10 protein-coding genes are annotated in these 12,407 nt (G+C 68.5%); 9 read left to right on the top strand and 1 reads right to left on the bottom strand.

From position 1 onward, the window contains the following. The first annotated feature begins 51 nt into the window (after positions 1 to 51). The 7 genes from BKN51_RS18615 to BKN51_RS18585 all read left to right on the top strand — a co-directional run bounded on the left by BKN51_RS18615 (position 52) and on the right by BKN51_RS18585 (position 10,512). Positions 52 to 1,443, top strand: coding sequence for an ABC transporter substrate-binding protein (locus tag BKN51_RS18615; protein ID WP_101608855.1), 1,392 nt, complete (start codon positions 52 to 54; stop codon positions 1,441 to 1,443). After that, positions 1,443 to 2,384: a carbohydrate ABC transporter permease gene (locus BKN51_RS18610; protein ID WP_101608854.1), complete on the top strand. Its 942-nt coding sequence runs from the start codon at positions 1,443 to 1,445 to the stop codon at positions 2,382 to 2,384. The genes BKN51_RS18615 and BKN51_RS18610 overlap by 1 nt, the downstream gene beginning before the upstream one ends. Positions 2,385 to 2,394: 10 nt before the next feature. Continuing rightward, positions 2,395 to 3,324 carry a carbohydrate ABC transporter permease gene (locus BKN51_RS18605; RefSeq protein WP_101608853.1) on the top strand — a complete coding sequence of 310 codons (930 nt, stop codon included), beginning with the start codon at positions 2,395 to 2,397 and terminating at the stop codon, positions 3,322 to 3,324. Between the two features lie 6 nt (positions 3,325 to 3,330). Beyond that, positions 3,331 to 4,398 carry an ABC transporter ATP-binding protein gene (locus BKN51_RS18600; protein ID WP_101608852.1) on the top strand — a complete coding sequence of 356 codons (1,068 nt, stop codon included), beginning with the start codon at positions 3,331 to 3,333 and terminating at the stop codon, positions 4,396 to 4,398. After that, the gene (locus BKN51_RS18595; protein WP_101608851.1) at positions 4,395 to 6,251 is read left to right on the top strand and encodes a DUF5107 domain-containing protein; all 1,857 of its coding nucleotides are present in this window, start codon (positions 4,395 to 4,397) and stop codon (positions 6,249 to 6,251) included. The genes BKN51_RS18600 and BKN51_RS18595 overlap by 4 nt, the downstream gene beginning before the upstream one ends. Before the next feature lie 126 nt (positions 6,252 to 6,377). Further along, complete coding sequence (locus BKN51_RS18590) at positions 6,378 to 7,163, top strand: DeoR/GlpR family DNA-binding transcription regulator (RefSeq protein WP_101608850.1); 786 nt, start codon at positions 6,378 to 6,380, stop codon at positions 7,161 to 7,163. A gap of 253 nt (positions 7,164 to 7,416) precedes the next feature. After that, positions 7,417 to 10,512 carry a TIM-barrel domain-containing protein gene (locus tag BKN51_RS18585; RefSeq protein WP_101608849.1) on the top strand — a complete coding sequence of 1,032 codons (3,096 nt, stop codon included), beginning with the start codon at positions 7,417 to 7,419 and terminating at the stop codon, positions 10,510 to 10,512. Positions 10,513 to 10,581: 69 nt separating this feature from the next. On the opposite strand, the gene BKN51_RS18580 is transcribed toward BKN51_RS18585, so the two are convergent. After that, the gene (locus tag BKN51_RS18580) at positions 10,582 to 11,223 is read right to left on the bottom strand and encodes an FMN-dependent NADH-azoreductase (protein WP_101608848.1); all 642 of its coding nucleotides are present in this window, start codon (positions 11,221 to 11,223) and stop codon (positions 10,582 to 10,584) included. Positions 11,224 to 11,306: 83 nt separating this feature from the next. On the opposite strand from BKN51_RS18580, the gene BKN51_RS18575 reads away from it, so the two are divergent. Together BKN51_RS18575 and BKN51_RS18570 are read left to right on the top strand one after the other, a co-directional pair. Beyond that, positions 11,307 to 11,786 carry a MarR family winged helix-turn-helix transcriptional regulator gene (locus BKN51_RS18575; RefSeq protein WP_101608847.1) on the top strand — a complete coding sequence of 160 codons (480 nt, stop codon included), beginning with the start codon at positions 11,307 to 11,309 and terminating at the stop codon, positions 11,784 to 11,786. A gap of 33 nt (positions 11,787 to 11,819) precedes the next feature. Next, positions 11,820 to 12,362: a hypothetical protein gene (locus BKN51_RS18570; RefSeq protein ID WP_101608846.1), complete on the top strand. Its 543-nt coding sequence runs from the start codon at positions 11,820 to 11,822 to the stop codon at positions 12,360 to 12,362. The last annotated feature ends 45 nt before the right edge of the window (positions 12,363 to 12,407 follow it).

The following is a 12,407-nucleotide window of genomic DNA, read 5'->3' as shown; positions in this document are numbered from 1 at the left end:
CTGCGCAAGAACAAGCAGAACTTGTGTGATCTTCGATCCAGGTGGTGGCGGATGCGGGTAGGCAGGCTCACGGCATTGACGGCAGGGGCGGCGCTCCTGCTCGCGGGATGCGGCGGCGGGGACACGGCCGGTGGCACCGGCGAGAACGCGCTTCCGGGCGTCGATCAGTTCCTCAACGCGCCTTGTCCGGAGGCGGCGGTGAAACCCGCGACGGACAAGGAGTTCACGTACTGGTCCATGTGGACGGCCGACGAGCCGCAGGGCAAGGTCCTGCAGAAGGCCTTCAAGTGCTTCACGGAGAAGACCGGCGTCAAGGTCGACGTGCAGTGGCTGGGCCGCAAGGCCTACACGCAGAACCTGGTGCCCGCGCTGAACACCGACGCGGTGCCGGACCTGTTCGACCAGGACGTCAGCAAGGTCGGCGCGGCGATCATGACGCCGGGCGGCACGCAGAGCGTCGACGACGTCTTCGCGATGAAGGTCGGTGAGGGCGACAAGACCGTCAAGGACGTGCTTTCGCCCAGCTCGTACGACTTCCCGCAGAACAAGGACCGCGAGGGCCACAACTTCATGGTCCCGTACACGATCCAGTCGAGCGCCTGGTGGTTCAACAAGGACACCGCGGGCGACATCCAGCAGCCGAAGACGATGGACGAGCTGATCGGCCTGTTCGACAAGGCGAAGACCGACGGCAAGGCCGCCATCAGCCTCGACGGCGACATCCCGTTCTACAACATGTACTACTACACCCAGCTCGCCGAGCGGTACGTCGGCGCGGGCGGGCTCTACAAGGCGGCGACCGACAAGACCGGCCAGGCGTGGAAGACCGAGCCCGGTTTCCTCAAGGCCGCCACCGAAACCGCGAAGCTGCCCAAGCACTTCATCGACGGCTGGGACGCGGCGAAGTTCCCGCAGGTGCAGCAGCGCTGGGCCGACGGCGACTCCCGCTTCCTCTACGTCGGCAGCTGGGCGCCGAGCGAGACCCGCGAGTACCTCGACAAGCAGGGCTCCGGGACGAAGATCAACTACGGCTCGTTCCAGTTCCCGATGCCCGCGGGCGCCACGCACGACACCGTCGAGCAGATGTCGATCGGTTTCTCGGTGACCAAGAAGGCCAAGCACGCCGAGGGTGCCAAGGCGTTCATCGCCTACTTCCTCAACAAGGACCTGCTTTCCGGGATCCCGGCGGTGGCCGACAACCTCGTGCCGCGCGCCGACCTCGCCGTGCCGGACGACCTCAAGCAGGTCAAGGCCGCGCTGGACGACCCGAAGAAGGAACACGTCCTGCAGTACGACGGCATCGACGGGATCGCCGGCGGCAAATGGCAGACCGACGTCTTCGACCCGGCCGACATCGCCCTGCTGAAGGGGCAGATCACCCCGGAACAGTTCGTGGACCAGCTCGCCACCAAGGGCGCTGAGTTCTGGAAGAACCAGGGCTGATGGCCACGGTCACGACCAAGTCGGCCCGGCCCTTGAAGGCCGGGGCCCACTTGCACCGCAAGAAACGGCTGTTCTGGCCGTTCGCGGCGCCGGCGCTGGCGCTGTACCTGGCCTTCCTGGTGCTGCCGACGATCGCGACCGTGGTGCTGAGCTTCACCAGCTGGGCCGGTGCGGGGGACACGCCGAAACCCAACGGCGTCAACAACTACACGCAGATGGTGTCGAGCGACTCGTTCCAGTACGCCTTCGGCAACACGCTGATCTACGTGTTCCTCGGCGGGATCGGCACGTTCGCGCTGGCGTTCCTGTTCACCATGGTGCTGCGGGACATGAAGGGCGGGAAGACCGTCCGCGCCATCCTGTTCTTCCCCAACATCGTGGCGCCGGTGGCGCTCGGGATGTTCCTCGGCTTCGTGTTCAAGTACCAGCCGGGGAAACAGGGGCTCGCGAACTACGTGATGGAGAGCCTCGGCGCGGACGCGGCGAAGTTCCTCGCACCGTCCAATGTGACCGGTGTGGTGACGGCGTCGCTGATCTGGGCCAGTTCGGGTTTCTACATCACCATCCTGATGGCCGCCGTCGACCGCATCCCGCCGTATCTCTACGAGGACGCGGAACTGGGCGGCGCGTCACCGTGGCAGAAGTTCCGCAACATCACGCTGCCGATGACCTGGGACGTCGTCGGCGTCGCCGGGGTGCTGTGGACGATCAACGCGCTCAAGATCTTCGAGCTGGTGTTCGTGCTGGCCGGGCCGGGCACCTACGCCCCGCCCAACGAGGCGTGGACGCTGGGGATCTACGTGTTCGACCGGACCTTCGGCTCGAACGGTACCCCGGACTTCGGCGCCGCCTGTGCCTGCGCGGTGGCGATGATCGCGCTGGTGTCCGTGCTCGTCGTCCTGCTCCGTCGTTTGATGCGCCGTGACGCGATCCAGTTCTGAGGGAGACGAAATGTCCGTCACCGACGTCGAGGCGCCCGCGCGCCCGCCGGCGAAACCGGTGCGCAAGCCACCGCGCAAACCTCGTCCGGCACCCGGCTCGAAACGGTTCAGTCCGTTGCGCGTCCTGGGTTCCACGATCGTCTGGCTGTTCACCGCGGGCAACATCCTGGTGCTGTACTGGCTGCTCACCGCGTCGTTCAAGACACCGGTGGAGATCTTCACCAAGCCGTTCGCCCTGCCGTACCAGTGGTTCAAGAACGGCAAGCCGTTCCGGAACTTCGTCTACGCCTGGAACAACGCCGGTTTCGGTGACGCGGTACTGACCACCGTGGTCCTGGTCGGGCTCGCGACGGTCGTGACGGTCGCCGTTTCGGCACCCTGCGCGTACGCCCTGACCCGGCTCGGTGTCCGCGGCTCCGGTCCGATGACGAACGTCGTCGCGATCGGCATGGGCGTGCCGTTCCAGACCGTGATCATCCCGCTGTTCGTGGTGCTGAGCAAAATCCACCTGGACAACGAGTACGGCCTGTTCGTGCTGTACGTGGCGCTGTCCATCCCGTTCACGGTGTTCCTGATGACCGGCTTCTTCCGGTCGCTGCCGGACGAACTGGAGGAGGCCGCCGCGCTCGACGGCGCTTCGCCGATGCGCACGTTCTTCTCGGTCATGCTGCCGCTGACGCGCGGCGGCATGATCACCGCGCTGACACTGAACGCCATCGGCCTGTGGAACGAGACGCTGCTGGCGATCGTGTTCCTCAAGGACCAGGCGCACTTCACGCTCTCCCGCGCGCTCTTCACCTTCTACGGGGCCGCGAGCTACCAGTCGGAGTACGGCGGCCTGATCGCCGGGGTGGCGATCGTCGTGCTCCCGATGCTGGTGCTCTACCTCGTACTCGCCCGCCGGATCATCACCGGCCTGACCCTCGGCGCCGGAAAGTAGGACCTGATGGCCACCGTGACCTTTTCCGACACCACCCGGTTCTACGCCGGGGTCGAACGCCCGGCCGTCGACGGCCTCGACCTCGAGGTCGCCGACGGCGAGTTCCTCGTCCTGGTCGGCCCGTCCGGCTGCGGGAAGTCGACCACGCTGCGGATGCTCGCCGGGCTGGAGGGCGTCGACGACGGCTCCATCCACATCGGCGACCGCGACGTCACCGAACTGCCGCCGAAGGACCGGGACATCGCGATGGTGTTCCAGAACTACGCGCTCTACCCGCACATGACGGTGGGGGAGAACATCGGCTTCCACCTGAAGCTGGCCAAGATGCCCAAGGCCGAACGCGAACGCAAGGTGCGCGAGGCCGCGGCCGTGCTCGACCTGACCGAGTACCTGGACCGCAAACCCGCGAAGCTGTCCGGCGGGCAGCGGCAGCGGGTGGCGATGGGCCGGGCGATCGTGCGCGAGCCCAGCGTGTTCCTGATGGACGAGCCACTGTCCAATCTGGACGCCAAACTCCGGGTGCAGACGCGGACCCAGATCGCGTCCCTGCAGCGGCGGCTGGGCATCACGACGCTCTACGTCACGCACGACCAGGTCGAGGCGATGACCATGGGCGACCGGGTGGCCGTGCTGAAGGACGGGATCCTGCAGCAGTGCGACACCCCCGTCGGGCTGTTCGCGCGGCCGGTCAACGTGTTCGTCGCCGGGTTCATCGGCTCACCCGCGATGAACCTGCTGGAGACCACCGTGGACGCCGACGGTGCCGTCGTCGGCGGGACCCGGCTGCCGTTGACCCCGGCACAGCGGTCGGCGCTGACCGGTCCCGGCATCGTCGTCGGCGTCCGGCCCGAGGGCTGGACGATCGGCGACGGCGGTTTCGAGGCCGTCGTCGAGGTCGTCGAAGAACTGGGCAGCGACCAGTACCTCTACTGCCGGGACGGCGACCGCGTGCTGACGGTCCGCACCCCGGGCATGGCGCCGTGGCAGCGTGGCGAGCAGATCTCGCTGGCCCCGCAGCCGGGTTCGGTGCACCTCTTCGACGCCGCCACCGGTGACCGGCTCCCGGACGCATGACCCGCCTGTACCGCACCGGGCTGGTGCTTCCGGCGGCCGAGCTGGGACCGGAGAACCCGTTGCCACCGCTCCGGAAACCGGAGGCGGTGGCCAAGGTGTCCAATGTGGACGAACTGCCGCCGGATCTCGCGGAGGGCGTCGGATACGGCCGCCTGGACACCACGTTGCCGTGTCTGCTGCAGGACGGTTACACCCGTGAGCGCGTCGAACGCGAGCTCCCGGCGTTGGTGCTGGAGAACGACAAGCTCCGCGCCACCGTGCTGCCTTCGCTGGGCGGGCGGCTGTACTCGCTGGTCCACAAGCCGTCCGGACGCGAGCTGCTCTATCGCAACCCGGTGTTCCAGCCCGCGAACCTCGCCCTGCGGGACGCGTGGTTCGCCGGTGGCGTCGAGTGGAACCTCGGCAGCACCGGCCATACGACGCTGACCTGCGAGCCGATGTTCGCCGCGGAGATCGAGGGCCCGGACGGCACGCCGGTGCTGCGGCTGTGGGAATGGGAACGGACCCGCGACCTGCCTTATCAGGTCGACTTCTGGCTGCCCGAAGGCTCGGACCAGCTGCTCGTGGCGGTGCGGGTGCGGAATCCGCATCCCTACGACGTCCCGGTGTACTGGTGGTCGAACATCGCGGTGCCGCAGAACGAGGGCACCCGGGTACTGGCTCCCGCGACACAGGCCTGGCACTACGGCTATTCGGGGCGGCTCGATCTGGTCGACGTCCCCGGCGAGCTGACGTACCCGGCCCGCGCCGAGGCCGCGGCGGACTACTTCTTCGAGGTGAACGGAAGACCGTGGGTCGCGGCCGTGGAGGAGGACGGGACGGGGCTGGCGCAGCTGTCCACCGACCGCCTGCGCGGACGGAAGCTGTTCCTGTGGGGCGAGTCCGCCGGCGGACGCCGCTGGCAGGAGTGGCTGGCGCCCGGGGCGGGCGGCTACCTGGAGATCCAGGCCGGACTGGCCCGGACCCAGCTGGAGCACCTGCGGTTGCCACCGGGGGAGGGCTGGGACTGGCTGGAGGCCTACGGTCCGGTCACCGCGGATCCGGCGACGGTGCACGGGGAAGACTGGACGGCGGCGCGTGAAGCCGTCGCAGCCGGTCTGCCGTCGGCGGAGCTTCTGGACGAGTACCACGACGCCTGGCGGAAGATCGCCGACGTCACCCCGGAATCCTTCCTGGCCACCGGCTCCGGCTGGGGTGCGCTGGAGATCCGGCGGGCGCCGATGTGCCTGCCCGGCACACCGTTCCCGGACGAGTCCCTCGGGCCGGACCAGGAGCCGTGGCTCGCGTTGCTCGACGGAACGCCGCCGGACGGGGATCCGCTCGCCGTCCCGCCGTCGACGCTGGTGAACCGGTACTGGGCGGATCTCATGGAGTACGCCCCGAAGAACTGGCTGACCTGGTATCACCGCGGCGTCGCGCACTGGGCGGCCGGACGGCAGTCGGACGCGGTCGGCGCCTGGCGCGAGTCCGTCTCGGCGAACGAGAATCCTTGGGCGCTGCGGAATCTCGCGGTCGCCACGGCCGGGCACGAAGCCGCCTGGCTGTACCGGCGGGCGGTGGCCCTCGCGCCGTCGCTGCGCCCTCTGGTCGTGGAGGCGATCGCGGCGCAACTCGCCGCGGGGCTCCCGGACGAAGCGGGCGAGCTGCTCGACGGGCTGCCCCAGGAGGGGCGGATCGCCCTGCTGGCCGCCCGGACCCACCTCGCGCGAGGTGATCTCGCCGCGGCCAAGGCCGTGTACGACACGGGTTTCGAGGTCGCGAACCTCAGGGAAGGGGAAACGTCTCTTTCGGACACCTGGGCGGCGGTTTCCGACGAACCGCTGCCGGAACACCATGACTTCCGGATGAAGTGAGCGGCCGGGCCACTCGACCGGCGTGCCGCTCGCGGCGGACAACCGCGATGCAGCATACTGCTCGAAACAGTGGCCAACAGCGCAACGTCATGCGCGATAGGCCGCAGCGAGCTAGGAGTGGCGCGGATGGCCCGGCACGAACGGCTGAGCACCCTGCTGGACCTGCTGGGGCAGCGGGAAAAGATCGACGTCGAGGACGTGGCCGAGGAGTTGAACGTCTCCGCGGCCACCATCCGGCGCGACCTCGACCACCTGGCGGAACAGCAGTTGCTCACCCGCACCAGGGGTGGCGCGGTGGCCAACGATCTCGCCTACGACCTGCCGTTGCGGTACAAGACCGCGCGGCACGTGCCCGAGAAGCAGCGGATCAGTGTCGCCGCGGCGGCGCTCGTGGCGCAGGGCATGGTGGTCGGCCTCAACGGCGGGACCACCACGGCCGGGGTCGCGCGGTCGCTGGCGACGCGGTCGGATCTGGCGGGCCTGCGGGATTCGCCGGGGTTGACGGTGGTCACCAACGCGCTGAACATCGCGCACGAACTGGCCGTGCGGCCGCATGTGAAGATCGTGGTGACCGGCGGGGTCGCGCGCCCGCAGTCGTTCGAGCTCAGCGGTCCGCTGGCGACGCGGGTGCTCAGCGAACTGACGATCGACCTGCTTTTCCTCGGTGTCGACGCGTTCGACGCCGAGGCCGGCGCCTTCGCGCACCACGAGGGCGAGGCGAGTATCAACCGGCTGATGGTCGAGCGGTCGGAACGCGTCGTCGCGGTCGCCGACGGTTCGAAACTGGGCCGCCGCGCGTTCGCACGGATCTGCTCGACGCCGCAGGTGCACGCCCTGGTCACCGATTCCAACGCCGACCCGAAGGTGCTGCGTGCCTTCGAGGCCGCGGGGGTCGAGGTCCAGGCCGTCTGACCCGGCCGCTCCCGAGTGTCAGGAAAGGGGCTTTCAGGACGATTCTGTCCTGAAAGCCCCTTTCCTGACGTCCGGGGCAGGAAGACTCCTTGCCGCATAAGGATCTTCGAACGACCCGACGAAAGTCGGCAGCACCGCTTCGGCGGATGACTTTGCGCGAACCGTGCGCTATACAGAGACCATATTGCGTATTCATGCGCGAAAGGTGTCTTGAATGAGCAGAGTTGCGCAATCCCTGAGTTGTTTGGCCGCAGTGGCCCTTCTCGGACTTTCCCCGGTCCTCGCCCACGCCGATCCGGCCGCGGCGGCGTCCGGCAAGCTGGGCGACCTGACCGGGATCTCCGCCGAAGGCCCCACGGTCACCCTGAAATCGGGAAGCGCCGCCGTGCGCGTCAGCTTCCCGGCCGAAGGCGCCGTCCGCGTCTGGCTGGCGCCGGACGGCACGTTCATCGATCCGGCCGGGAGTAAGATCGTGCTGCCGCGCACGGGCGACCCGGTCACGCCGAAGAGGACCGACAAGGGGGACTACTGGGCGGTTTCCACGGGCAAGGCGACGCTGCGGGCGTACAAGCACCCGATGCGGCTCGCGTTGTACGACGGCGCGGACCGCAAGCGGCTCTGGGAGGAGTCGGCGCCGCTGTCCTGGACCGACAAGACGACAACGCAGACCCTGGCGCGGACGGCGGCCGAGCAGTTCGTCGGCGGCGGTGAGCAGAACGGCCGGTTCAGCCACCGTGACCAGACGATCCGGATCTTCGCCGACTACAACTGGGACGACGGCGGGGCACCGAACTCGCAGCCGTTCTACGCCTCCACGGCGGGATACGGCGTGCTGCGCAACACCTTCGCGCAAGGCACCTACGCCTTCACCGAGCCGGTGCGCACCACGCACGACGAGCGCCGCTTCGACGCGACCTACGTGGTCGGCGACGGGCTCAAGGACGTCATCACCGGCTACACCGATCTGGTCGGAAAGCCTTTCCTGCCACCGCTGTACGGGCTCGAACACGGTGACGCCGACTGCTACCTGCACAACGCCAACCGCGGCGAACGGCACACGCTGGACGCGGTGAAGGTCGCGGAGGGGTACACCGAGCACGGGATGCCCAACGGCTGGATGCTCGTCAACGACGGCTACGGCTGCGGGTACGAAAACCTCCAGCAGACGGGCGAAGGACTGCGCAAGAACGGGATGCAGCTCGGGCTGTGGACCGAGAACGGCGTGCCGAACCAGGTCGAAGAGGTCAAGGCCGGGGTCCGGGTCCGCAAACTCGACGTCGCGTGGGTCGGCCCCGGCTACCAGTTCGCGCTGGACGCGTGCGACACCGCGCACAAGGGCATCGAGGACAACAGCGACGCGCGAGGGTTCGTCTGGACGCCGGTCAGCTGGGCGGGCGCGCAGCGCTGCGGCGTGCTGTGGAGCGGCGACCAGGCCGGCTCCTACGACTACATCAAATGGCAGATCCCGACCTACGCCGGTGCCACGACCTCCGGTATCGCCTACAACACCGGCGACATCGACGGCATCTTCGGCGGCAGCCCGCAGACCTACGTCCGTGACCTGCAGTGGAAGTCGTTCCTGCCGGTCTCGATGACGATGGACGGCTGGGCCGCGTCGGACAAGCAGCCGTGGCGGTACGGCGAACCGTTCACCTCGATCAACCGCAAGTACCTGCTGCTCAAGGAGCGGCTGCTGCCCTACACCTACAGCCATTCGGTGGAGGCGCACCGGACCGGCGTCGGCCAGGTTCGCCCGCTCGCGCTCGAATACCCCGACGACCCGAACGTCTGGGGCGAGAAGGCGAAGTACGAGTTCCTGTCCGGCAAGGACTTCCTGGTCGCGCCGGTGTACGAGAACTCCACCGTCCGCAACGGCATCTACCTGCCGAAGGGCACGTGGGTCGATTACTGGAGCGGCAAGACCTACACCGGACCGACCACTGTGGACGGTTACGACGCGCCGCTCGACACCCTGCCGCTGTTCGTCCGCGCCGGGGCCGTGGTCCCGATGTGGGCCGAGGGCACGAAGTCGTGGCAGACCCGGGACAAGGGCGTGCTCGACCTCGACGTCTACCCGCAGGGCAAGGGCTCGTTCACGCTCACCGAAGACGACGGCGTGACCAGGGCGTACAAGAACGGTGACCAGGCCAAGCAGACGTTCACCGTGGACGCGCCGAAGTCGGGTCTGGGCACGGTGACGGTCGGGATCGGCGCCGGTTCCGGTTCCTACGCAGGGAAGCCCGCGTCGCGGAACTATCAGCTGACCGTCCACACGGGAAGCAAGCCCGCGACCGTACTGGCCGGGACCTCGATCCTGCGGCAGTACGGCAGCAAGGCCGAACTGGACGCGGCACCGTCGGGCTGGTGGTTCGATCCGGCGACCGGCGGGGTCGCGCGGGTCAAGACCGGCAAGATCGGCGCCGGTGACCGCCAGGACGTCCGGCTGTTCGGCACGAGCGCGGTCGGCGGGATCTTCCCCGAAGACCGCAATGGATCGGTCGCGCTGTCCGTCCCGGCGGTCGCCGGGCCCGGGCAGACCGCGACGGGCACGCTGAGCTTCACCAACGGCACGCCGCTCCCGGTGCGGGACGTCAGCTTCTCCTTGCCCGCCAACGGCTTCCGCGCCGAGATTCCCGCCGGCCCCCGGTTCGTGATGCCCGGCCAGACCGTGAAGGTCCCGGTGAAGGTGACGCCGGACGCGGGGATCAAACCGGACGACTACCAGCTCACCGCTTCGGCGTCGTACAAGGCGCGGCTGGGGGAGAACCGGGTGACCGACTCGGTGACGGTCACCGTCCCGCACGGTTCGCTGGCCGCGGCCTACGGCAACGTCGGCGTCACCGACGCGGCTCACGTCGCGGTGGGGGACATCGACGGCGGTGGCAGCAGCTTCCGCGCCGAAGGCCTGGCCGAAGCCGGGCTCAAACCCGGTGCGGGCTTCACCGCCCTCGGTGCCCAGCTGACCTGGCCGAAAACCGGCGCGGGCGAAAAGGACAACGTCCTCGCGTCCGGCCAGACGGTCGCGGTGCGGGGAACGGGCTCCAAACTGGTGCTGACGGGAACCGGCACGGGCACGGCGAAGGGCGCGGTCGTCGTCCGCTACGCCGACGGAAGCACGAGCCAAGCCGAACTCGGGTTCCCCAACTGGTGCTGCGCCGATCCCGCCCAGTACGGCGCGACGACGGTGGCGACCGTGCTGGGCAAGAACACCCGCACCGGGGCGGCGTATCCGACCACGCCGTACCGGGTCTTCGCGAACTCCGTCCCGCTGACCGCGGGCAAGGAGGTCGTCGCGGTGACGCTCCCCTCGAACAGCGCGATGCACGTGTTCGCGGCGGGAATCGGTTAGCTCTCGTGAGTGGTAAGGACGGTTCTAACCGTCCTTACCACTCACGACCCCCGCATGGGCGGCCCGCGCTCAGGCCGCCACCGGTGTCCACAGTGAGTCGATGGTCCGTTCGGCTTCGGCCTGGCTGGCGTCGGCCAGCGGGATCAGGTCCGCCATCGCCGGGTTGACCTTCGCCAGGGTCAGCTCGGCGGTGACGAACCGCGGTTCGAGTCCGGTCATGGACACGCCGTGCGTGATCCAGCTCTGGGCGTGGTCCCAGCCCTCGCGCGGGGTCCCTTCGCCGTAGCCGCCGCCGCGCGAGGCCAGGACGATGAAGTCCCGCCCGCCCAGCAGGCCCTCGCGGGTCTCGGCGTCGATCGAAAGCCCGGGCACGATCAGGTGGTCCACCCAGGACTTGACCGTGCTCGGCGCCCCGAAGTTGTAGAGCGGCAGGCCCAGCAGGATGGTGTCGGCGGCCTTGACCTCGTCGATGAGCGCGGTGATCAGCCGCCAGGCTTCGGCCTGCTCCGGGGTGTGCTGTTCCGGAGGTGCCGACCTGGCCGCGTTGCTCGCCGCGTCGAAATGGGGCAGCGGTTCGGCGCCCAGATCGCGGTAGGTGACGGTGCCCTCCGGATGCGCCGCGCGCCAGGCCGCGGCCGCCCGCGCGGTGAGACGGCGGCTGGCCGAGTGCTCGCCCGTGATGCTCGAGTCGATGTGCAGCAGATGCGTCATACTGATTATCTTGCACAGATAGTTTGTGTAACGCAAACCATTGATGCTGTGATGGCCATTATGTGGGAACGTACACTTGACGAGTGTCCGAACTTCCGGTCGTGAACCAGCCCCCGCATCGCTGCGGTGCGCTGCTCGACCACGTCACCCGCCGGATCCGGCTGCGCAGCGAGTCGGTCCTGGCCCCGCTCGGCCTGCGGCCGCGGCATCTCGTCGCGCTGACCGTGCTGCGCGATCTCGCGGGTTGCTCGCAGCAGGACCTCGCGAAGACGCTGGAGATGGACAGCACGAACGTCGTCGGCCTGCTCAACGACCTCGAGTCGGCGAACCTGATCGAACGACGGCGCTCACCGGAGGACCGGCGGCGGCATATCGTCGAACTCACCGACGTCGGCGCCAAGCAGCTCGCCAAGGCGGAGTTCGCCCTCGCCGGAGTCGAGGACGATGTGCTCGGCGCGCTGGACGTCGATCAGCGCGAGGCGCTGTACAACCTGCTGTACCAGGCGACCAGCCGGACCGAGACCGGCGCCTGCGTCGAAGCCGCCCACATCGACGATTGCTGATCAGCGGTAGGCCGAACCTGGGATAATCCCCGGGTGAGAGACGCGAGGAGAAGTCTGACGGCCGCCCTGACTGTTCTCCTGCTCGCCGGCTGCGCGGGCGGCGAACCTCAGCAGCCGCCCGCCAAACCCGTCTACGACCTGCCCGCGCGGGAGGTCCGGCCGGACGAGACCGCGCTGCACCTGCCGCCCGCCCTCAACGGCGAGACCGAGTTCTCGCTGATCGGGCTGGCCGCCGGACTTCCCAGCCTCAGCGGCAGTCATACCGAGTTCGAGGCGAAGGGCCAGTTCGTCCGGCTCCGGCTGGTGGTGACCGGAAAAGGCGTGTCCGGAATCGTCTTCGACACCCGGCGCCAGCAACTCGTCACCGATTCCGGCGCCGTGATCGCGGTCGACAACCAGGCCATGACGATCAAGCGGCAGCCCGACAAGTTCGAACTGGGACGCGGCGTCCGGGTCGAGTTCGACCTCTACTTCGATCTCCCCAAAGCGGCGAAACCCTTGGTACTGCGGGCTTTCGGTGGCCCGACGTTGACCGACATGAAGAACCTCACCGGCACCGACATCAAGCTGGCATAGCTGTGTCCAACAAAGAGAGGGGCCCCGCCGCGGAAGCGACGGGGC

It is taken from the genome of Amycolatopsis sp. BJA-103 (assembly GCF_002849735.1).
Taxonomy (GTDB): Bacteria; Actinomycetota; Actinomycetes; order Mycobacteriales; family Pseudonocardiaceae; genus Amycolatopsis.
The sequence above is the reverse complement of the archived record's forward strand: the minus strand, read 5'-3'. Positions and strand labels throughout refer to the sequence as shown.